The organism is Lentisphaera araneosa HTCC2155 (assembly GCF_000170755.1).
Taxonomy (GTDB): domain Bacteria; phylum Verrucomicrobiota; class Lentisphaeria; order Lentisphaerales; family Lentisphaeraceae; genus Lentisphaera; species Lentisphaera araneosa.
Genome location: NZ_ABCK01000025.1, coordinates 29409 through 53093, shown reverse-complemented (window position 1 = coordinate 53093; position 23685 = coordinate 29409). Strand labels below are relative to the sequence as shown.

The 23685-nt window shown below is 39.7% G+C and carries 17 protein-coding genes and 2 pseudogenes; 10 read left to right on the top strand and 9 right to left on the bottom strand.

Annotation, left to right across the window (positions count from 1 at the left end; all coding sequences use genetic code 11):
• Positions 1 to 61 precede the first annotated feature (61 nt).
• Complete coding sequence (hisS, locus tag LNTAR_RS19690) at positions 62 to 1369, bottom strand: histidine--tRNA ligase (RefSeq protein WP_007280518.1); 1308 nt, start codon at positions 1367 to 1369, stop codon at positions 62 to 64.
• A 160-nt stretch (positions 1370 to 1529) separates the two neighbouring features.
• On the opposite strand from hisS, the gene LNTAR_RS26125 reads away from it, so the two are divergent.
• The 7 genes from LNTAR_RS26125 to LNTAR_RS19655 all read left to right on the top strand — a co-directional run bounded on the left by LNTAR_RS26125 (position 1530) and on the right by LNTAR_RS19655 (position 8320).
• Positions 1530 to 2729 (top strand): 50S ribosomal protein L11 methyltransferase, encoded by a 1200-nt coding sequence (locus LNTAR_RS26125; protein ID WP_007280517.1) that lies wholly within the window; start codon positions 1530 to 1532, stop codon positions 2727 to 2729.
• Complete coding sequence (locus LNTAR_RS26120) at positions 2722 to 3171, top strand: lasso peptide biosynthesis B2 protein (RefSeq protein WP_007280516.1); 450 nt, start codon at positions 2722 to 2724, stop codon at positions 3169 to 3171. Before LNTAR_RS26125 ends, LNTAR_RS26120 begins: the two co-directional genes overlap by 8 nt.
• Positions 3164 to 4936, top strand: coding sequence for an ABC transporter ATP-binding protein (locus tag LNTAR_RS19675; protein WP_007280515.1), 1773 nt, complete (start codon positions 3164 to 3166; stop codon positions 4934 to 4936). Before LNTAR_RS26120 ends, LNTAR_RS19675 begins: the two co-directional genes overlap by 8 nt.
• A 110-nt stretch (positions 4937 to 5046) precedes the next feature.
• Complete coding sequence (locus LNTAR_RS19670) at positions 5047 to 5325, top strand: PqqD family peptide modification chaperone (RefSeq protein WP_007280514.1); 279 nt, start codon at positions 5047 to 5049, stop codon at positions 5323 to 5325.
• A gap of 3 nt (positions 5326 to 5328) precedes the next feature.
• The gene (locus tag LNTAR_RS19665) at positions 5329 to 5856 is read left to right on the top strand and encodes a hypothetical protein (RefSeq protein ID WP_007280513.1); all 528 of its coding nucleotides are present in this window, start codon (positions 5329 to 5331) and stop codon (positions 5854 to 5856) included.
• A gap of 25 nt (positions 5857 to 5881) precedes the next feature.
• A complete protein-coding gene (locus LNTAR_RS19660; protein ID WP_007280512.1) occupies positions 5882 to 6733 on the top strand; it encodes a hypothetical protein in 852 nt (283 codons plus the stop codon).
• Positions 6734 to 6760: 27 nt separating this feature from the next.
• Positions 6761 to 8320 carry an asparagine synthase-related protein gene (locus tag LNTAR_RS19655; protein WP_007280511.1) on the top strand — a complete coding sequence of 520 codons (1560 nt, stop codon included), beginning with the start codon at positions 6761 to 6763 and terminating at the stop codon, positions 8318 to 8320.
• Positions 8321 to 8466: 146 nt separating this feature from the next.
• On the opposite strand, the pseudogene LNTAR_RS19650 reads toward LNTAR_RS19655, so the two are convergent.
• From LNTAR_RS19650 to LNTAR_RS19620, 8 genes and pseudogenes are all read right to left on the bottom strand, one after another.
• Positions 8467 to 9687 (bottom strand): annotated as a pseudogene (locus LNTAR_RS19650) (IS1380 family transposase); the annotation flags it as partial.
• Positions 9688 to 9792: 105 nt separating this feature from the next.
• Positions 9793 to 10686: pseudogene (locus LNTAR_RS19645) on the bottom strand (IS256 family transposase); the annotation flags it as partial.
• Positions 10687 to 11004: 318 nt separating this feature from the next.
• Positions 11005 to 11901 carry an HPr kinase/phosphorylase gene (locus tag LNTAR_RS19640; protein ID WP_007280507.1) on the bottom strand — a complete coding sequence of 299 codons (897 nt, stop codon included), beginning with the start codon at positions 11899 to 11901 and terminating at the stop codon, positions 11005 to 11007.
• A 10-nt stretch (positions 11902 to 11911) separates the two neighbouring features.
• Positions 11912 to 12379 (bottom strand): cupin domain-containing protein, encoded by a 468-nt coding sequence (locus tag LNTAR_RS19635; RefSeq protein WP_007280506.1) that lies wholly within the window; start codon positions 12377 to 12379, stop codon positions 11912 to 11914.
• Positions 12380 to 13046: 667 nt separating this feature from the next.
• Entirely contained in the window at positions 13047 to 13190 is a 144-nt protein-coding gene (locus LNTAR_RS27360; protein ID WP_007280505.1) for a hypothetical protein, read from the bottom strand.
• Positions 13191 to 13324: 134 nt separating this feature from the next.
• Positions 13325 to 16519 carry a beta strand repeat-containing protein gene (locus LNTAR_RS26115; RefSeq protein WP_157473738.1) on the bottom strand — a complete coding sequence of 1065 codons (3195 nt, stop codon included), beginning with the start codon at positions 16517 to 16519 and terminating at the stop codon, positions 13325 to 13327.
• A gap of 11 nt (positions 16520 to 16530) precedes the next feature.
• On the bottom strand, positions 16531 to 17802 hold the full coding sequence (locus LNTAR_RS19625) for an ISL3 family transposase (RefSeq protein ID WP_238527699.1): 1272 nt from the start codon (positions 17800 to 17802) through the stop codon (positions 16531 to 16533).
• Positions 17803 to 17822: 20 nt separating this feature from the next.
• Entirely contained in the window at positions 17823 to 18101 is a 279-nt protein-coding gene (locus tag LNTAR_RS19620) for a hypothetical protein (RefSeq protein ID WP_007280503.1), read from the bottom strand.
• Positions 18102 to 18377: 276 nt separating this feature from the next.
• On the opposite strand from LNTAR_RS19620, the gene LNTAR_RS19615 reads away from it, so the two are divergent.
• The 3 genes from LNTAR_RS19615 (at position 18378) to LNTAR_RS19605 (ending at position 23677) form a co-directional block, all read left to right on the top strand.
• Positions 18378 to 18902, top strand: a complete 525-nt coding sequence (locus LNTAR_RS19615; RefSeq protein ID WP_157473736.1) for a sigma-70 family RNA polymerase sigma factor — start codon at positions 18378 to 18380, stop codon at positions 18900 to 18902.
• Entirely contained in the window at positions 18895 to 20466 is a 1572-nt protein-coding gene (locus LNTAR_RS19610) for a LamG-like jellyroll fold domain-containing protein (protein WP_007280501.1), read from the top strand. Before LNTAR_RS19615 ends, LNTAR_RS19610 begins: the two co-directional genes overlap by 8 nt.
• 79 nt (positions 20467 to 20545) lie before the next feature.
• Positions 20546 to 23677 (top strand): DUF1553 domain-containing protein, encoded by a 3132-nt coding sequence (locus tag LNTAR_RS19605; RefSeq protein WP_007280500.1) that lies wholly within the window; start codon positions 20546 to 20548, stop codon positions 23675 to 23677.
• The last annotated feature ends 8 nt before the right edge of the window (positions 23678 to 23685 follow it).

Sequence of the window (23685 nt, the reverse complement as noted above, 5' to 3'; positions counted from 1 at the left end):
CATTTTATGACTTCTTACAAAACGCTTTCCTGCTCAAATTAAAAAATATAAACCTTTGATTCTAAGAGCTTAAAAACCCTCTCATCTTCTCGACGGAGAAATCTTCTTGATCACCAGTTTCCAGATTCTTCATCTGATCTTCACGGTCTTGCTCGGGAATAACGATGAATTTGGCGCCGCGTTTCTCGGCAAATTGAATCTGCTTGCCAAATTTTTTCACACTGGGAGCCACTTCCACATTAATACCATTAGCACGCATTTCTGTCGCCATTTTATTGGCTTTCGGACGCTGACTCTCATCAAAAAGAACGACATAAGTTTGCACTGGCGTTGGCGCTAGAGTATCGAGTCGGCCATTTTCAAAAAGAAGGTAGAGCAAACGACTTATACCAATTGATAAACCTACACCAGGAAGTTTCTTTTTAGAGAACTTCTCTGCTAAGTTATCGTAACGCCCACCCGAACAAACACTACCATAACTCTCGAGGCCATTAATCACACATTCATATACTGAGCCGGTGTAGTAGTCGAGGCCTCTTGCTATCGATAAATCAAAAATGACCGCACCATCCGGCAAGTGACTGAGGTTATCAAAAATTGTTTTAAGTTCATTCTGTGCAGCTGCCAAAAGCTCGTCACTCGTATCTAATTCTTGGATGAATTCCAGTGCTTGAGAAACAGAAAACTTCTTTTCTGCGAGTTCCGCGCAAAAAGTCGACTGCTCAATACTCAAACCACTCTTAATAAGAAGACGAACGACTTCGTCTTTGCCAATTTTATCAATCTTGTCGACGATAATGAGAGTTGCATTCATGTCATCAACATCCTGCTGACGATAGAGACCTTCAAGTAACTTGCGATTATTAATTTTCACCGTGAATTCGCCAATATTGAGCTGAGTGAAGATATCGTAAATAACTTGAACAACTTCAGCTTCATAGTGTAGGGGAAGTGTGCCGTCACCAATCACATCAATATCTGCCTGATAAAATTCACGATAACGACCTTTCTGAGGACGTTCACCACGCCAGACTTTTTGAATCTGATAACGCTTAAAAGGAAACTGCAGTTTAGCAAAGTTATCCGCTGTGTAGCGCGCCGTTGGTAAAGTTAGGTCAAAGTGCAAACCAAATTCAGCTTTCTTGTTCTCACCCTCTCCTGCTAAGCGATGAATGCCAAAAATTTCTTTACTCACATCACCCGTCGTCGCTAAGCTTTTCACTTTCTCTACTGCAGCAGTTTCAATCGGAGTAAATCCGTAACTCTCGTAGACTTTGGCTACAATATCTAAAATGCGCTTTTCTTGTCTTTTTGCAGCTGGCAACCACTCGGGAAAGCCACTCATCATTTTTGCTAATACATCTGCCATTGTTTGGCCCTCTAATCAAATTATTTAAAAATCCGCGCATTATACACTCCAGTGCATCAAAATCCACTCACTGCATAAGCCCTACACTATTGATTTATGAGCTTCCATGGTCTAGACTACAGCATTACACACCTACAGTAATTACTCAACAAAGTGAAGCATGAATCCTGAACAGATTTTACAAACTAACAAGAGATATGAGATTATTGCCTCTTCGCGACGACAGGTAAAAGTAATCATCAACAAAAAAACTTATTATTTATCGGATTCTATTTTTTCTATTCTTGCCGTTACGACACTGCCAATCAGCTACAATGAAATCATTCAAAAACTGACCACCTTATCTAGCAGCCACTCCCATTGGGTTCAATTGACGACTACTCTAAATCAAGCTATCAATATTGGTTTAATAACTTCGCCAGATAACTCCGCCATAGTAATCGGCACCAACTCTGCAAACTTTGATTCTGCCCCCGTTCATATTCGCATGCTCAATGATAAAACTCGAACTCTAGCTTACCAAAAAGCAATTCGTGAAGTCGTAAGCGAAAATGACATAGTCGTCGATATAGGAACTGGAACTGGAGTACTTGCCATCACTGCGGCACAAGCAGGCGCCAAACATGTTTATGCAATTGAGGCAACAGAGTTGGGGAAAGTTGCAGAACGCAACTTTGCAAAGAATAGGCTAAATGATAAAATCACTCTACTCGAAGGTTTATCAACTGAAATACATCTCCCTGAAAAAGCCAGTGTTTTAGTCAGTGAAATTATCGGTAATGACCCACTGAATGAACGCATAATACCCACTACAAAAGATGCTTGTAAAAGACTTCTTAAGCCTGAGGCTCGTCTCATTCCTCAAACCTTAGAAATATATCTATTGCCTTTAACAGTACCAACGAAGCTTATCAACAAGTACTTTTTCACCAAGAGAACTTGCTCTGACTGGAAGAATGCCTACCAAATAGATTTTTCAGAACTCCTCAACACTCCTACTAGTAATAGATTAATCGAACTTGGATCACATAAATGCAAGGACTTCCCCACTTTTAGCGAACCTCTCTTAATTTCCAAAATCGTTCTTAGTAAAATAAGTAATGAAACCCTATCAATACAAGGCTCTTTCAAATCTCAAATCGATGGAGTCCTAAATGGTTTTTTAATCTACTTCAACTCCAAACTATCTCCTCATACACTACTTACACTGCATCCTAATGAATCTGACTCACGAAACAACTGGGGAAACTCTATTTACGTCCTAGAATCAGCTCAAGTTTTATACACAAATCAAACAGTAAACTTTACTTATTCTTTTAAAAATAATCAATCCTCTATAGTGATTACCGACAATGCTTAAAAGCTTTCTCACTTTCATTAAACTCCCCTTTAAAATCAAGTTCTTAGCTTTAGAAGTTTTTCTTGAGCTCAACTTAGCCTGCCTACAGCTCAAAACTAAGGAATTTAAAAACCTTGCCAAAACTTTGGGTCAGAGCGAAAGTGAATCTCCTCAAAATGAATCCTCCATCTCAAATGAGATCAAGCTCCTTAAGCACCTCATTTTTCGAATAGCTGAACTACTTCCTTGGAAATGTGTCTGCTTTCCACAGGCGATCGCTGGGCAAAGAATCCTCAATAAAAAAAAACTTGAGTCCACACTCTATTTAGGCCTTAAAAAAGAAGATGGCGAAATCAAAGCTCATGCATGGTTGCGTCATCAACAGTATATTGTCACTGGCGATAATGGCATTGAAGAATACACAGTCATCAACAGCTTCACTCACGAGGTTTCTGATGATTAGAAAACGTTTAGAGTTCTTTTTCACCAAGGATTTCATCACTCAGATGAAAGTTTTTCTTAAACAGATTTCTCACTATAGGGAAATCATTTCCTTTTCACTTTTGCTGTCTATTATTGCGAATGCTCTAGGCTTGATTCCCGCTTTAATAAGTGGCCAAATTGTTGATGGCTACCTGAGCGGGAGAGAACTGGCCAACTCTCCACAAATTGAAAAAGAAATTTTGCTCTGGGCTGGCGCACTGTTCTTAGCCTACGTTTTAAGCGAAGTTTTAAATATTATCCAAAATCAAGTTCAACTACGTTTTAGAACCTCTTTCAACCATAGCCTTCAAGACAAGCTCTATAAACACGTGCTTCACTTGCCCATAAACTTTTTCAACAAGACAAAGTCAGGAGAGCTTCTTTCTCGTTTTACTAACGACATCAATCAAATCACTGGCCTCAGTAATCAACTGATCCTCACCCCTATCAACGCCCTACTTCGTCTAAGCGTCATCCTTGCTTACTGCTTTTACTTGAGTCCGTGGATTGCCCTTTTGATACTATTGATCATCGGAACTCTCACAATTCTCTGTATGTTCCTCACCAAAAAAACGCGCCCTCTGCAAAATGAAATCTATGATAAGCAAGCTGTGATCCACGGCTTTTTAAGCGAGGTCTTTCAAGGCATACGCACTGTTCGCTCTCATGCAAAAGAAGCAGAAGAAATATCTCAACATAGCCAACGCCACCTCGACCTCAATGACACTCGCCTCAAATCAAACCTTCAAATACAAGGTATCTACACTCTTTGGTCATTTATGCAGGCTATTGCGGCTGCCCTCATGCTGGCAGGTGGTTCCATCATGATCATTCGAGGTCATATGAGCTTAGGTGAATTAGTGGTAGTACAATTTTTCACAGCTCAACTTATGAATCCCATTTTCAATATCCTTTCTTCTATCAGTTCAACTCAAGGTGGACTCGCCTGCCTCGAGCGCTATCACAAGATCTTGTCAGAAGAACTCGATAATCCCCCTGACTCCAACAGGAAAAAGCTTGATAAATGTATTGAAAAAATTAAAATCGTCAACTTAAACTTCTCCTATCTTCCCGATAAGCCAGTACTAGAAAACATTTCTTTTACTATGCAAAAAGGAAAAACCTATGCCCTTGTAGGAACAAGTGGTTCAGGGAAAAGCACCTTAGCCGACCTTATATGTGGGTTCCAAAAAGCTTCTATCGGCAATATCCTTATTAATGGAATCGAACTCCAGGAACTCAACAAAGAAAATTACATCCAACATTTGGCCATCGTTCACCAGGCGAACTTTGTTTTCGATGGCACCATTCGTGACAATATCCTTTACGGCAATACTGAACTGACAAGTTCAGATTTAATCGAATTATGCCAAAAAGCTCAACTCCATGATTTTATTGACTCCTTAGAACTTGGTCTAGACTCCTACATCGGAGAAAATGGCATCAAACTCTCAGGGGGTCAAAAACAACGCCTCTGTTTAGCTCGCGCCTTTGCAGCAAAAGCCGACCTCATCATTCTCGATGAAGCGACAAGTCATTTAGATTCCATCAATGAACGACTTATTCAAAAAGCTGTTTTTGAAAATAAAAATGACCTCATCACCCTGATTATCGCTCACAACCTCAGCACCATCAAAGATGTCGATCAGGTCATTGTACTAGAGAAAGGGGAAATAAAAGAAATAGGAACTCATGAGGGGCTTATGAAGCTGAGAGGACTTTATTTTAACATGCTTAAAAGCTAAAAACTTAGTAAAGAAGTCTAATTTAACTATCATTTCTTGAACAAAGAATTGAATCCATCTAAACTGAAAATATTCTATTCATACATAAGTTTAATTTAGGTTCACAAAATATGAAATTAACAAATGACACAGTCTTACAACGCAATCCTGAAATTATCTCCAGCAAAATTGATGATGAAGTGGTGATGATGAGTATTGAAGAAGGCAAGTACTTTGGACTCGACCCCATTGGCTCAATCATTTGGGAGCTTCTCGATGAGCCCCAATCTCTTGAGCAAATACTCCCTATACTCATGCAAGAATTTGATGTTACTGAGGCACAGTGTGAAAAAGACTGCATGACTTTTATCCTCGATATGATTGATAAAAAAACCTTAATTTCACATTAGTTAATGGCCACAAGTCAAAATCAAGAACAAGAACTCTGCAAAGACTGTGGTTTTTGTTGCGACGGCACTCTCTTCACAAGGGCTACATCTTTCAAAAATGAAGCTCTACTTCCTAAAATGGGAGTTGAAATAGTCGATGATTCTTATTGGTTCAAACTTCCCTGTCAATATTTTGATAAATGTTGTACTGTCTATGATCATAACCGGCCTGCTATTTGCGGTGATTTCAAATGTCGTTTATTAAGTAAATTCTCTAATGGAAAGCTTGAATTCGATGAAATCAAAAAAAAAATCGAACAAATCAAAGATCAAAAAATTCGGCTAAAAAAACTCATCCCAAACATCAAAGAAACTCAATTACTTAAAGAAGCTTATTATGCTTTTTTAGAGAAAAACAAAAACGAGCTCAAAACAAAAAAATTTAGAATTCAGCATAGTCAGCTCTTACTGGAATGGGCTTCTTACGAAAATCGCCTCTCACAATTTCACCATAAAGAAAAAACGGCTAGAAAAGCGCCTAAAACTAAGTGATCATAAACAATGCGCAGCTTGACTCATGAATAAACTCGATAAGACCATGCTAAATAACGGCTCCTATGGCTTATTTGAAAACATTAGGCTAAATGAAGGCTCCATCCCGAATACTAAATCGTCAACAATCCAGCTTTATCCAAACTTAGGCCTCAACGCAAATAAAGTCATTGTAGAATTTGAGAATACAGGCACTTTCTATATCTCTAATGGAAATCAAATTGTCTATAATTTCATAGCCAATAAACTCTCATTTAATGACTATCTCCATAGCTTTATCACTGGCTTACTCCTCTTTCAAAGAGGGCATTTATTACTTCACGGCAACAGTTGCATATGGACTGATCAACACATTGCTTTTTGCGGAGAATCAGGCGTAGGAAAATCTAGCTTAGCCGCTCAATTTCACAAAAATGGAGCTCTATTCTTCTGTGATGAAATTATTTGTTTCGACAAACTGAGCAATATCACTTTGCCGGGCTTCCCCTTTCTTCGCTTATGGAAAAATGATCTAGATTATAACAAGTTTAACTCATCTCTTGTCTCTAAACTCTGGAATAATGAAGAGAAGTATAAACTCGATACTTCATCACAAAGAGTTGACGTAGATAAAGAATTAGACATCCTCATTTATCTAGAAACTGATGATTCCCTGAATAGCCCTCAGCTTAAGGAAGTGACTGGAACAGAAAAAGTAACCACATTTTGGTCGAGCTACTACCAACGTCCTGTGATCGACTCCATTGAATTAACGGCTCAATTTAATCAACAATCTTTCGATATTTTAAAAACACTTCGAGTTTTTAAATTAAAGCGCCCCAATCACAAAGAGTCTCGCTTAGAATGTTTTGAACTTATTAAAAAAGCTTTAAAGTAAATAAAGATCACTAAAAGATAAAAACACATGCTTTCTCACTCTCAGCTTGATATCCAAGGTGATATCCATATTTACTCTCATTCATCTTTAGCAGAACAAGCTGAAGAATACGTTTTATCATTATTTACCCAAACAGAAAATAACTTTGTAAATAAACTCTACGGTGACTTTTCCTTCCTCATTCACGATCAAACTAAGAACGAATACTTTGGTGCCAGAGATCATTTAGGTGTCATCCCGTTTTTCTACTGCTTCCAAAATGATAAGATATTCTATTCCACTAAACTCAAAGACCTCGTCCATAACCCTGAAATTACTCCGCAAATCAATGATGATTGGGTCATACGTTATTTAAATGACTGGGAAGAAGAGGAACACGAAACGGCTTATAGCAATATTTTTCGCTTACCACCAGCTCATTCACTTCATTATAAAAATGGGAACTTAAAAATCTCTCGCTATTGGCAAATGACGAAACCTGAAACTATTAATATTAGCCGTGAAGAAGCTTGCAGACTTTTTAGAGAAAAATTGACTTATGCCGTCAAACAAAGACTTCCTGTTGATGATACTCCGCTGGCAAGTGAGCTTACGGGAGGTGTTGACTCCACTACCATTACCGCACTTGCTTCAAAAATTGACAGTGCAATACATAGCTTTACTCATGCCGCAGAGCACGGTAATGATGAACGTTATTTGGTTAATGACTTTCTAGAAATGCACCCGGAAATCAAACACAAACTGATCACAAAAAAAAATGTCAACATTGCTGATGATTGTCGTTGGGCAACTACACATTTAGCTCAACCGCCAAGAGCAGGTGTGGGTGAATGGGCTCGTCAACTTATGCAGGCCGCAAGTGAATCAGGTTCCAAAATTATTTTCTCAGGCTTCGGTGGCGATGAGGGGGTGAGTCAAAGAGCTAGCGGCTGTGCTTATGCAGAATTCATTAAAAACCACCAATGGGGTCATATCTACATCGAAGCTAAAAACCGCCGCCCTATTTTATGGCCCTACACTTTTTCTCATATTATCTATAAATACTTCTTCAAGAGCAAGCCACTTTTTTTTGACAACTCCTTTGACCAAAACTTTCTCAAACCGGAATTCCGCCTCCCCCCACAAAAGCAAAACCATGGCCTACCAAGAAAAAGCACTTTTGAATACACGAAATACCTACTTCCCGACAGGAGACATACTGCTCAGCGCCTTGAAGAATCTTATCAATTAGGCGCAGAGTTCGGCTTACAATACCGTTACCCTTTACTCGATATTAAACTCATTGATTTTTTCAATTCCTTACCTACGCACTGTAAAGTCTACCTCAATCAAAATCGCTATCTCTTTCGAAACGAATCCATGTCCGACCTTACACCAAAAACCATACGCTACAACTATGACAAAAGCATTGGAGGCAGTATCGTCCCCGGCTTAGATGAAGTTTGGACTACTCTTAACTCTGAGTTAGATCAAGTTTTTGATTTGCCCCACATTAATCAGCATTATATTAAGCAAGCTCATCAAGAGAAACATCCCACAATCCCCATATACCTACTTATTGCTTGTAAAGAACTCTATCGAAAGTAAATCTTAGACTCGCTTTGGGAGTAAGCGACATACATAATTAACTCGCGCATTTCTTATCCTGCCCCTTCCCCTTAGTCCTACCACAACGATTACTATTGTTCTCTATACCGTTATCACCACCACCCGTATATGTGTAATGATCAATCGACAGAGATAGAGTCCCGTATCACGCAACGTAAACGTCGTCGTTGGCCTTTAATTTTTACAGGAGCCAACGGTTTATTCTTGATTAGGTGAGTACCGATAACTCTGAGAATATTAAAGGCGAGCATGGCGCAGTGCAGAAAAAACTGGTTTGCCACGAATTTGCCCGAAGGTAGGCGTTCCACATTCATATCGGTTTTGAGTTCGCTATGATACTGTTCGCTGGTTCCGTGATCATGGTAGAGATCAATTACATCTTCAGCTTCTTAAGGGAGGTTTGTCCAATATGTTTCAACTTCTATCTCAGGTATTAAGAGCTTATTGCCGTCTTGATCTTCCAATCGCTCTGTAACCTTAAAGATTAAAGGAATCGCGCTACGTTTTTCATTGTTGCCCGGAGACTTATGATGAACTTCTCCCACCAATATATTCTTGCCATCACGCGATTTGAGTTGACGGCCAAGGCGTCGCGCATTAGCAAGCCACTGAACTTTATCTTCTTTTCGAAGGTTTCGTTTTATCAAAAAGTAGTGGTCTTCTGGTAGGTGATCAAAGTTAATTTCAGCACCATGAGCAGAATCTAAGCGAAGTAGAACTGGGTGATTAAGATTAAGTTCTTTGACCATAGTAAAACTCTCGTCTAAAAACTGCGGCATTCCTTTCTGTGCGTGCTGTGATCCTGGTCGTAATTCCTGATTGAGCATAAAACCCTGAGTTCCGATATAAGCAAACATGGGAGAAAAACCATCGTGGTTTTTGTATGTCCAGCATACATGCTCTTTTTGACTACCGGAATTATCCATGGGTGAAACGTCCATATCAAGTGGAATGAAATCCATGCCACCTTTTGAAATTTGACCTACCGACTGCTTTTTAAGAAGCTTTGTATTCGCTTGCTTCAAAAGGCTTTTATGCTTGGATGGCATCGTTTCCAGGCGTTGGCGAAGTCGTTCCTCTGAGGGCACACTATTTAATCCAAGCGATTTGCTAAAGACTTCATTTTCACGAAACTGATTTATGTCTGTGTAGCGCTCACGACCTTGAACCAGCAAACCTATTTGTGACTTAAAGATATCTATATCCTGAAAGGTATGATTTGCTTTATGCTCTGTATTGAATGTTTGATCTATTTCACTTTGATGGAGTACTTGACCGGCGAGATATATTCCACCAAAACTGTGAAGAGAATCATTGCCAGTAGCGAGTTTAAATGCTTTATTCATGAAGAAACCTGTTGGGTGATTTTGGTGTGGTAACTTAAATTAATGTAAACCAACAGGTTTTCTTGTTTTTACGGTGTTTTTTCAGAAACAGCTCACGGATTCAGGAGTAAGCTTTAAAAGCCTTTCAGCCTCAAGCTTTGAAGGTGCATTAAAGATATCTCTAATATCTTGAGCTACTTCTGAGCGCATAGCTTTCTTAGGGACATAAGCACCAGCATTTTGCTGTAAGTGAAATTGACATCTCTGCCATGGGATAGAACCAAATACAGTCTTTAACGCTGCTTTTAGGCCCGAATGACTATCACTGGTAATCATCTTGAGGCCATGGAGTCCTCGAGCATTCAATGACAGAAAAAAGTTCCTCCAATGAACTTCCGCTTCACTTAAAGAAACACTTGTTCCGAGGACTGAACGTTTTCCTGATTCATCTATTCCATAGGCAATAAGTAAAGCACAATCTCGAACAGTCTTATCTACTCTAACCTTCTCGTATCTCGCATCCACCAAAAGATAAGAATATTTACCTAAAGGACGGTTGCGCCACTTTTCTAAACTCTCATCTAGCTCAGTTACCACACGGGATACCTGTGATTTACTTACAGATAGACCACACATTTTCTCTAAAAGTTTAGTCACCTTTCTAGTCGATGTCCCCTGAATATAACTCTCTGCCATAGCTGTCATTAAAGCTCGTTCACTTCGCAAGCCTTTCTCCAAAGAACTTGGATAAAAATCAATTTCACCTCTGACTTGAGGGATATTAAGCTTCATTGCTCCAAGTCGAGTGTTTACAGTTTTATTTTTATAGCCATTAGCATAACCCAAGCGACTTTCATTACGTTCATATGGATCAGCTTCAAGAGAATTACTTCTCTCCACTTTCATCGCTTCATTTAATAAAACTCTCATCGCTTCAAGTATTCCGCTTTCGCCGTTTTCTGTAACTTGTTGGATCATTTCTAATAAGACGCTACTGTTTTCTTGTGTAGAGTGGTGCATAATAATTCCTTGTGGGTTGTTTTGGTGCAACACCACTCTGCATCTTCTTTACCCCGAGTTACAAACAACTTCCTCAATTTCGCTCCGACGAGAAAGTTCCCATTCTCGCGAAGTCTCGGAAGCTATTCATAACTCTTAAAGCAGAGCAATAGCAGAATTTACAGAAAATTTGGGACACTACCTCGACAGACTTATTACAGTAGGTTTCAACCATTTTTTTTTCATCGCAAATGCATCCTTAAATTAACTGAATATACAAGTAATAGAAATAAAATCCTATCCACCTAATACTAAGTATATATGGTGAAATCACCCCATTTACAAATGAAACTTAAGATTTATGTAGTCAATCATTTGCATTAAGCAATAGTATGTATTGGGGCGATCCAAGTAATGACACTTAGCGATATTCGCAATTTTTGTACGTCTTTTCAGCATATCTTTCTCAGAATAAATCAGTTTCTCGATACTTTTTCGATAGTGGCCTTCTTCAAAGAGATTTAACTTCTCCCAACCACTCACATTTCTTATATTTGGCTTGGTGCAGTCTGTGGGATTCAAAATAAGTAACTCATCCAACTCAATTTCATCGCTGCAAAAACTAAAACCCTTCACATAATTTAACTTTGTGGGGAAATGATCAATATTTTCAAAATCCGCTGCCCTCACTGACATCCGGGTCATTGTTTCTTTCGTGACTCGTAAACGTGGGAAGCCTGGATGCATCATCAACTTATCACCTTCGACCTTCAAGGCAATGACATCATCAGAATAAACTGTGTACCCCTCTTCCATAAAAGCCAGAGTCAATGTTGACTTACCCACACCAGATGAGCCACAAAAACCAACGGCTCTATCTCCTATTTTCACACAGGCTCCATGAAGTAGGAAGTATCCTCGCAACAGCAAGCAGGCGCTCAATACCTGACCATAAATGAAACTACGCAGTTGAAAGTCATCTTCGGTAAAGACTTGCAAAGTTACTTCTTTACCATTTCTAGAGACTAAGGCTCGGATGACATCGGTAAAATCACACAGTAGACAATAATCATTAGCCTGCCACCAGTCCCCATACCAATCAGGGCCATTGATTTGATCTGGTGTTTCACCAAATACAATTTCTATATCAGCTTCGCCTTTAAAGTCCCTGACAATCAACTCATCGAGTTCAATTTCTGAAGTGACTTTTAGGCCATAAGCAAAATATTTGAACACAAAAACCCTATTAGATAAACTTTGCGAAATTCGCGAAGTTCTGTTTCATTAAATCGGCTTTCGCTTCGGATAGAAATGCGAAGTCCGCAAAATCAAAGCCAGGCGCCACTGTACAACCTACGAGAGTATAATTACCTGTACTTTCCGCCGCTTGCCAACGACCACCCTGAATACAGTGCTGATAATTTGTTGAAGCTCCTCCTAACTCAAATTCTTCAAAGCTCTGTAAATCTCCAGCAATCAAGCGCAAGGGAGCTCCCTCGAAAAAATGCCAAAACTCATCATGTAATACTTTATGGAAACGACTCACTTGCCCTTTGCATAATAAAAAGTAGATCTCCGTGACGGCGGATCGTTCGGATTCTGCAGGGTGAGAAAAGACATTTTCACTCGAGCGATAGGTCTCTTTGTAGTAACCACCTTCCGGATGCTCAATCAACTCTAGAGTTTCAATTAGTTCTTTGGCACGTATGTTCACTTGATATCCATTTTAGTTACTTCCTTGAACTACTTAAAAATATACAACCACATTTAAAAAACTAGAAGATTGCCTCACTATGGTTTTAACAGAAAACATGCCTAAAAATAATCCAATGCTTCACGAAATAATAAACACACTTGTTAATCTAAACAAATTAAATATATTTATATAATTAATGATAGGTTATTTGCATGAAAAAACAATGGAGCTCACCAAGCATTGCAATTATATTTATTAGTCCCAGCACATTAGCCGGTGGTACAAAGAGTGGTGAAGAAAGGTATAATAGAAGATGTGAATTAAGGAGGGTAAAGCGGCAGAACCCACCTACTAATAGAATATGTAGTTAGTATTGTATTAGAAATACATACCCATAAAATTAATGAATCCAAGTAGTAAGTTCAACAAGTCTGTTAGCCCTAAATATTTAATTTTATCTGCTTAAACGAAGTATTAAAAAGCTTGCTTAAAAGGAATGGAAATTATTTTTCTCACTCTTAAAGGCTCGAACGGCTGAACCCTAATCATTTTATTTTATTATGTAATGAGCTGATACAACAGTGTTTTATTGAATAATTCATCCCTAAAAAGCAAGATTAGATTATTTGAGAAATAAAGGGCACTATAAGTAAATGAGGTAAATGTTAAGTTCTAACAATTAAAACTAACTACCAATATAACGACGCCCAAATTTCTTTTTACCAGACTCTAAAATCGCAGGGTTATTTCCCCCAAAAGTTGAACTCAGTACCTCTAATTCATTAACTTGAGGGCTTTGCCAATTCTTTTTTTTAAAATTTTTCTTCATAAAAGCTTTTATTAAAGTTTAGTCGCTAATTTTCAACAATGTTAAATTCTTTTTTTGACGCATTAATTCAAAATAAAATAGCTGAGAAATCGAAAAACAAGTATTTGATTTGTATAAGTTAAACTTACTTACAACTAAATAATTGTCACTGAATTTTGAATGAGTAGGTCAGTCTCGGTATATGTGCTATGGGAGTAATGCTGATAGGTATTACCATCCAAATCAAGAGAGCCATTGTCTATCCAATCAATCAAGCCGAAATCGACTGAACCACTTCCTTCAACTCTTAATGCACTTGTCTCGTCTCCTATAATGAGTGAATCTGGGAGACTCTGAATTAAATCAAGGTCAATAGTCATACTGCGACTGCCATTAATTTCTAGAATTTCAAAATCTCTAATTTTACTATTAAAGTCACCTAGATTAATATTATTTACATTAACACGTAATGTATCAATACCGCTCCCACCATCAACTCGCCGAAAATTTTGATTATTAATAACAACCAAATCATCTCCTGCACCTGCAGAGGCCGATTCCGGATTACCTGAATTCACACCTATACTAAATAAAGTATTTGACGTACTATCACCTATTAAATGCCAATCTGAGCCTGTTGCAGAGTCAGAACCGCTCACTTCTTGAATATTATTCCCCCCATCAGAGAAGTCTTGACCTAAAATCACATACGCACTACCCGCATTAGTTCCTGAGTCATGATATGGCGCTCCGACAACAATATCATCATAACCATCTCCGTTGATATCACCTGCTCCACTCACATCAATACCAAAAAAATCTCCAGTCGTATTACCTAAAATAGTCAAGCCAGAGCTTCCCAATAAATCTAGAGAGGTATCACTAAGGGTATCACCACCAAATACGACATACGCCGCACCTGCATAAACCTCGCCTACTGAACTATAAGCCGCTCCAATCACAATGTCGTCAAAACCATCACCATTCACATCGCCAGCCGATGCAACACTAATACCTGTATAATCCCCTGCTTCTGCGGCGTTAATTGTTATACCCTCGGATGATGACAAGGCCGATAAATCAATATCGTTACCTAGAGTATTATCACCGTATACTACATGAACTCTCCCATAAGTATAATAGCTATTGGTTGGAGAGCCTATCATTATGTCATCAAAGCCATCTCCATTAATATCGCCAGCTGATGAAATTGAGTATGAACTATAATCAAATGCATTTGCTCCTGTTATTTTAAGACCCACACCTGTTAAATTAGACAAATCTATATCTGAATGAGAGGTATCCCCAAAAATTAAATATGCTGCCCCTTTATCGTCAGCTCCATTTCTAAAGGATCCAATCAATATATCGTCAAGATCGTCTCCATTCACATCACCTATTGATGAGACCGAAAAACCACTCCAATCTTGAATACTTTCTCCTGTTATTTTTATTCCCGAACTACCTAAATTGTCTAGATCGACATCGCTAAGGTCTGTATCACCGTAAATCAAATAACTCGTTCCAGATCTAGTGCCATTCTCAGATGCCCATGGTGCTCCAATAAGTAAATCATCTATACCATCTCCATTCACGTCTCCAGCACCATCTAGTGAAAAACCTGTCACTGATCCAGCCTGTTCGTTTAAGGTAGTCAGAACAATAAGATCAGGATCATTAACATTTGTTAGATTCCCAAGATTAATACTACCAACCGATTCACTCCCTTTAATAATATACACACGACCACTGTCCTCTCCTAATCCATCGAAACCCCAGGCTCCCACAATTAGATCATCATAACCATCACCATTAAGGTCTCCACCAGATGAAACCTTGTAGGCAAAGTCATCACCTTGGTCACCCCGAATCCTACGTATACGGTTATTCCCCAAATTAGATGCGCTTTGGTCGTCGGGCTGTTCTTTACCAAAAACAATATATGAAGTACCCGCATCAGTTCCTCCATCATCGTTAAATTTTGCCGTGACTAAATAGTCGTCAAAACCATCGCCATTATAGTCTCCTGCATCAGAAACTTCACCACCAAGTTGATCCCCATCATTTTTGCCATCGACAATTACACCGAATTTAGCTATATCATCAGTCGCATTAATTACTGTAATTGGGTTCGAAATATCTTCGTCTATATCTCGTTGAATTTCTAAATTAGCTCCACCATTCGTATAAACCTCAAAAATGGTGCCTCCATCAACAACATTTTCTTGCTGCTCCCAAGTCTCAAGAGAGCTTGTTACAGAGCCATTAGTCCCTGTAAATCGGAGAGTCCCAGTTTCTGAGATGGAGATGATATCTGACGCAGAGACGTTGATTATTTGTCCACTAGACCCAAGATCAATGACATCAAGGTTTTGAATACCCTCAGCAATCAGTTCATTGAGACCCAGTTCAGAATCTGAATTATCGTCTAAAGCTACAAAACCCGCATCAGAAAAAGAAAGCGTATCGCTACCAGTACCAAAATCTAAAGTACTCGAAGTCAAATTAGCTAATGTTAAAACATCATCTCCATTAGAACCACTAATCGTTGATCCCGAAGCATTAACTATTGTCGATCTACCAGCAGTCAAAGTGACATTTTCCAAGTCAATCAAAGTCATTTCTGCGTTACTAGTTCTATCTAGAACAACACTATCATCCAGCCCATTAGTCCCATCTATCGTGCCTTGGAAGTTATTTTTCCTAAGGTCTACTGTATCGCTATCTCCTTCAAGGTAAATTATCCCTGCGAAACGCGTATTGTTTACGATAACAGTATTATTCCCCGCAGTATAAGCCCCTGAACCTGTATGCAACTCTGCGTTAGAATCTGTCCGAGTAACTATTATCCTATCATTTCCCGCATCACCATAAACAACACCTGCAGAATCTGTCCCCCTCAATCGAATTCTATCCGCTCCATCTCCACCATTTATCACGCCACTAAAACCCGCTCCATCAATAAAGAAATTATCGCGTGAATCCCCACCGTTAACTACGCCACTGTAATTATCACCATCAATTTCAATTCGATCATTTCCAGACTCTCCATTTATAATTAAATCACTAGCGTTAGAATTTAAATAAACGCGATCTCCGCCATTGCCAAGATTTAAAACCCCTGTGGCGTTGATTGAATCAACGCCGTAGGTGATTGTATCTCGGTTAGCTCCCCCAAAAAAAGTAATATTAGAATTTTCACCTGTCACATTCAGGATATCATTACCTAAATCCATACTCAAATTAAGCGCAGTAAATAAGTCTCCATTAATACTAACTACATCTGCACCAGAACCTGTATCCAATAATGTAAAGTTAATATTATCACCATTAACGGTTATTGTATCCAAATGGTTCTTTCTCACTTTGAGGGGATGAGGTTTGGTATCCCAGTTAAATTTCCTTTAGTGAAATAGAGCATCATTTTTAGATATTCTTTAGATCTAAACCCTCTGGCCCGTCTTTTAACTGCTGAGAAAACGGAATTAATTCCTTCCAATACAGCATTACTTGTTCCGTGCCTCCATCGAGCAATAATTCCATCAAAATGTTTTGTAAGAGATTCGGCAAATTTCTTTAGAGGGTTTAAAAAGTATTTCCACATTTCTTTTTCAGCTTCATTATGAACCCAAGATATCCATGCTTTTAACCCTAACAAAGCTTTGATTTCGGACTTCGTTTTAAAAATATCTTGGAGACTTAAGCGCATTTGGTATGCCATGGCTGTTGCAGTGTTCAGCTCTTTTAATTTTTCTATAGTTTGCTGATCTTTTTCCTTGAGTTTGTCTCTGTTCTTTTGAAATAAACGAGGCTTTTTTAGGAGGTTTCGAATATCACCTTTTGTACGGCGCTCTCTGGAACAAACTTTGCCAATTGCTTTGTTTAAGTTTTGTGCAATATGGAAGTAGTCAAATACTTTACGAGCATTGCGCATATTTGAATCAACGCCACTTTTATAAGAGGGACTCATATCCATGCTAACTTCAGTAATTGCATGAGGGTGACCGTCTTTCAGGTAAAGTTCCTCGGTGAATTGTTCAAAAACTTGTGCATCTTTGCCGTCTGCAGCGAATAGAACACTATGGTTTTCCATATCCACAAAAACACTTACATAACGATGACCTTTTGCGATACTCAACTCATCTACTCCAATTCTCGTGAGTTCACTCCAGTCAAGTTTGGCCCGTTCTTTATCAATATATACTCTTAGAATCCTCCATAATTTTTGATCATCAACTTTCATTAATTTACCTACTTTTGACACGGGCATATGACGCATGAGGGTCAAGGCTAATGCCTCAAAGTCTTTACTGGAATGTTTATTGACACCTTCCCAAGGAGCTCGAATTGTCCACGTTTTTTTACAGGATTTACAAAGGGCACGAGGCAATCGGCATTTTAATACAGTTTTATAAGTCCACATTTGTAGATGATCCCATAGCCTTTCATTTGCATGATCTTTTATAATTAAATCGGTTCTCTTACAACAAGGGCATTCCATACCTTCTAAAAGTTTAGCTGTATCTTTAATTGTCACTTCAATACATGATTGCTCTGCCAAAACTTCTAGTTTACTAACTTCCCATTTATCCCCGAGATTTAACATTTCTGCAAAAAGTTGTTCGGTCATCATTAGCTCCTATTTTGATAAGCTTAACAATACTCCTTGGAGCATCTATCCACAAAAAATGAGAAAGAACCATCCAAATTATTATAAAATGATGCTGACGATATATTAACGTTGTTGGCATCTACTATAAAACTATCTAAACCGTTAGTTCCGTTAATGCTCCCCGTATGTCCAATTGCGGGACTTTCAATATTTATTGTAATGCCTGACAAACCATCGGCTTGCCCATCTATATCAGAGTTGAATAAGACATCATTTGTATCTACAATCGTGTAAGTGGCAGTTCCTGGATCAAGAGGCATAAAATTTTACCTTATCTAATGAATTATCTAAATAACTTTGTAAGTAATATTAATAAAAATCAAGAGCAAACCACAAACTAATCCGAAGATTAGTTTATTTTGTAACATAAAACCGTCTTAAGCGCCTAGATTTTACATAATATGTTTACAATTCAATACTTAAAAAACTAATAATCAGGCTCTAAAATCAAAACCCTAGGGTATTTACATATTATGCAGGGCAATTTCACTCTGAGTGGGAGTATACTTAATGAGAAGAACTTTTGGAAAACTTTTATGAACGACAAAGACAACTACGGACTCTTTATTGCAGAATATGGCAAAGCGCTCCCAGCTTTACGTGCTTTTCTGCGTCAATTACTGCCGACTTGGCATGATGTAGATGAAGTGATGCAAGAAACAAGCATCATTCTTTGGAAGAAATTTGACCAATTCGAACAAGGTACCAGTTTTTCGGCCTGGGCCAGTATGGTGGCCCGCTTTGAAGTCCTCAAATACCGCCGCGGCAAAAGCCGCGATCGCCACGTCTTTTCTAACGAAACTCTAGAAATCCTCGCTGAAGAATGCCTAGAAATTGAGGAACTACTAGCTGAACAACGTCAAACACTTAAAACTTGCTTTGCCAAGCTCGAGCAAAAACAACAAACCCTCCTCATCCAATCTTATTCACGTGATTTAACTATCAAAGAACTCGCAGAAAATGAGGGTAAAACGCCAGGGTCGCTCTACAAAGTTCTCGACCGTTTACGTATCAAACTCATGAAATGTGTTAAAGAGAATGGAGATTTAGCTCATGGATAAACTCGAAAAGCTCATTGCCGCCTACTGTGATGGCAACATTTCTGATCAAGACTCCCAAGAACTCGAAAGCATTCTTGGATCGTCCGCAGAAGCGCGCAAAAAACTCATCGAATACATGAACATCGATGCTGGACTCAAAGAAATAGCTGATGCAGAGAACGACATCATTGCTTTCCCAAAAGAAAAAATTCAGAAAAAAACTAGCGCCTGGCTCTATGCTGCAGCGGCCTTACTCGTGATCAATTTAGCGCTCCTTTTTCAGCCGACTAAAACTCAACCCGAAATGGCAGAGGCACTCGTAGAAAAACCACAGGCCGAAACTCAGATTCCAGACTTTAATCGCAATGCCATTGCGCAAATCACCCGCGCCGTCAACACTGAATTCGTTGATGAGAATTCTAAAACTCTCAATCCTGGACAACTCAAACTCGAATCGGGTTTGTTGCAAATCGAATTTTTCTCTGGCGCCACCATGGTATTGGAAGGCCCGGCTGAAATTGAACTCATCAGTGCCATGGAAGTCGCAGCCCTCTCAGGTAAAATGCATGTCAAGGTTCCCGAAACGGCTCAAGGCTTTATTGTCGACACAGGAAAAATGCAGGTTCATGATTTAGGAACAGAGTTTGCCATCGATATGAATAAACCCTCTCCGGAAGTTCACGTCCTCGATGGTGAAGTGGAAATTCACCACGACAAGAAAAAACTCAAAACCCTTCTTAAGTCAGATTCTATTGCTTGGAATAATTCCTCTGAATCAGTAAAATATATCGAATCGCGAGAAGATTTCATTTCCTACCGTCAAATAGGTCAAGTCGACAACTATAATCATCAAAACCGTCAACAAGAATGGTTGAGTTACCTCGACGAACTCAAAAGCAGAGATGACCTCTTACTCCTTTACGACTTTCAACAAGAGGAAGAATGGCAACGCACCCTTCAAAACCAGGCCCCCTTTGGCAAAATGGAAGGCGCTATCATTGGAGCTCAATGGTCAGAAGGCCGCTGGCAGGGAAAATCAGCCTTAGATTTCAAATCAATCAACGCCCGTATTCGTCTCAACATCCCTGGTGAGTACACCAACATGACCATGGCTTGCTGGGTGAGGATCGATAGTTTTGACCGCTGGTTAAGTTCACTTCTTCTCACCGATGGCTTTAAAAAAGGTTCATTACACTGGCAACTGAGCGACATTGGTGAAATGATCCTTGGTTCTAAATTCTCTGATCAGAGAAATTCCAGCTTTGATCAGGTCGCTTACAATGTATTTTCACCACAAGTCATTCAGCTTGATGATATGGGCCAGTGGATTCATATCGCCGTAGTATATGATCATGAAAACGCTAAAATAACTCATTACCTCAATGGGGGAGCTATTCATTCTGAGGCTATAGACCAAACTCAAACTATCGTTCTAGGCAATAGTGAAATTGGCAATTGGAATCACCATAGAGATAACAGCAAAGACATTCGTAGTCTAAATGGTCGCATGGATGAATTCCTCATTTTCTCGTCGGCATTAAGTTCTGGCGAGATTAAAAATATCTACGCACAAGGAAAACCTTAAGTTTTTTCAAAAAAGTGCGGGCAATTTATTTGGAGATGGGAGTAGAAGGGCAAGACATTAACTAAAACCCGGAAACTTCATGAAAAAAATCTTACTCTCCTCCTTCTTGATTTTCTCTCTTGCCGCTGAAGACAAGATTAGCTTCAACGAGCAAGTACGCCCCATCCTTTCAGAAAAATGCTACTACTGCCACGGTCCCGATGCCGAAGATATAAAAGGCCATGTTCAACTCCACACTTTCGATAAGGTCACCAAAGAACGCACTTATAAATCACGTAGCGGGAAAGTAAAAACTCTCGATCCCGTCATTATCCCTGGAGACCCCGAAAACAGCTTACTCTTTAAGCTTGTGACTACCGATGATGAGGATGATATTATGCCTCCAAAAAAACGTCACATGCCAGTGACTAAAAAAGAAATTGAAGTCTTACGCCAGTGGATTAAAGAAGGCGCCGAATACGAAGAACTCTGGTCATTCCAGCCCCTTCCCGGTAAAGTTGCGATCCCCGCAAAAAGCTCTGAAAAAGCAAAAAATAATATCGACTACTTCGTTCAGCAAAAGCTTCAAAAAAATAAACTTCAGCCAGCCCAAGACGCCAATGAAGACATTCTTCTTCGACGCATCTACCTAACGCTTACAGGCCTTGTCCCCACTCCTGAACAAATTGCCGAATTCAAAAACGACAAGAGCGGCAAAGCCTACGAAAATACCGTTGATAAACTCCTCAAATCCAAAGCTTGCGCGGAGCACCTCGCGGTAGAATGGATGGATGTGGCACGTTATGCCGACTCCTATGGCTATCAAACTGACCGTGGACGTCACGTTTGGCCCTATCGCGATTGGATACTCCGCGCCTTCGACAAAAACCTTCCCTACGATCAGTTCATTCACCACCAATTAGCGGGAGATATGATCCCCAATGCCAATAATGAAATGAAACTCGCCACAGCGTTTAACCGCATGCACATGCAGAAAAATGAAGGCGGATCGGTTCCAGAAGAATTCCGTACTGAATACGTTGCGGATCGTGCACAAACTGCGGCGACCGCATTCCTCGGCATGACCATGGAATGCAGTCGTTGCCACGACCACAAATACGACCCCATTTCTCAAGAAGATTACTTCAAAACTTTTGCCCTCTTTAATAATATTGATGAATCAGGGCTTTATTCCTTCTTCACTCAGGCAGTACCAAGCCCCAGCATGCCAATCATTAATGATGATGAAAGGAGAACCTTAGCTCAAAAAGCTAAAGTTCTTGCACAAAAGCAAAAAGCCTTTGATTCTCTACACACTTCACTAAAATCTGATTTTGATCAGTGGAAAAGTACTTGGAACAAAAGCATTGAGCCCAAAGGCCTTCTAGCTCATTTCACCTTCGACAAAATCGAAGGCAATAAAATCATGAGTGAAAATGGTAAAAACCACGGAACTTATAACGCCAATTACTCAAAACCTGTCGAAGGGAAATTTGGCAAAGGCTACATTCTAGATGGTGATAGTGCCTTGGACTTTAAAGGTCTCGGCAATATCGAACGTCACAAGCCCTTTTCTTTTAGCCTATGGGTCAATGCAGACAAGAAATTCGATCGTTCCAACCTCCTTGGTCGCAATCGCGGTTGGTACGATGCTGGTAGTCGTGGCTATGAACTGATGATCGAAGATGGCAAACTCAACTTTGCACTCGTCCACTTCAATCCTGGAAATGAGATTCGCGTAAGATCTAAAAAAGAACTCCCCATTAAACAATGGCATCAAGTCAGCGTCAGCTACAATGGCTCATCAAAAGCCAATGGTATTAAAATCTTTCTCGATGGCGAAGAGCTCGCCTGTGACATCATCAAAGATAATCTCACTAAAGAGATTTGGTATAAGAACCCTGATCACAAACCTGATCCTAAAAAAGACAAAAAGAAAAGCGACCGAGGTGAGAAACTCTACATCGGAGCACGCTTTCGCGATACGGGCTTCGCCAAGTCACAAGTCGACGATTTCAAACTCTTCGACCGTCAGCTTAGTTCTCTTGAAATGCGCCATAATTTTGCGACGAACGCAAAAGCTAGTGATGCTGAACTTTTCGAGTACTTCCTCCTCAACCAATCAGAAAAATATCAGCAGGCCTTTGCCGATCTTAGCAAAGCTCGCAAAGATTATAATGTTTACTACCAAAGCCGTTTCCACATGATGGTTATGGAAGAAATGCCTGAGCCTCGCACAACATATATCCTCAAACGTGGTCTCTACAGCACTCCAGATCTCGAGCGCCCCGTCGAGCCAGGACCGCCTGAAAAAATCTTCCCCTTTGGAAAGGAATACAGCCGCGACCGTCTTGGCTTTGCCAAATGGCTCACTCACCCCAAGCATCCACTTACATCTCGTGTCACCGTGAACCGTTACTGGCAGATGGTTTTTGGTCGCGGCCTCGTCGCTACTACAAATGATTTTGGTTCACAAGGAGAGTTCCCCACACATCCGGAACTCTTGGATTACCTCTCACGTTCATTCGTCGATAGTGGATGGGATCTAAAAGCTTTACTCAAGCAAATGGTCATGTCTCACACGTTCCGCCAAAGCTCTAAAGCTCCTGCTAATCTCCTAGCAAGTGACCCTGAAAACAAGTTGCTCGCTCGTGGCCCAGTCAATCACATGACTTCTGAAATGCTTCGCGATAACACCCTGTTCACTGCCGACCTCATTGTCGATCAATTCGGTGGTCAAAGTGTCCAAGCCAAGAACCTTTGGCGCAATAAATACCGCCGCAGTGTTTACACTTATTGGAAGCGTAACGACCCCAACCCAGAAATGCTCATTTTTGGTACTCCTCGTCGTCAAATTTGTTCAGTCAAACGTGAAAAAACATCAACTCCTCTACAACCACTCGTACTCATGAACAGCCCATTGGTTTCCGAGAGTGCAAAATCCGCTGCCGTAAATACCCTTACAAAAGAGGGAGACGATAATGCCCGCCTCAACAAACTCTACATTCAATTGATTAGTAAAGAGCTCAGTCCAAAACAACTCGAACTCTTAAAATCATTACTCAATGATCAACGTCAATACTTTAAAGAAAACAAAACTGCCGCAGATCAATATTTAAAGGTCGGAAAAAGTAAAATTGACATCACAAAATTTGATAAAAATGAACTCGCTAGTTGGGCTGTACTCGCCAACACTATTGTTAACCTCGACTCATTCTACATGGTGCGCTAAGGAGATAT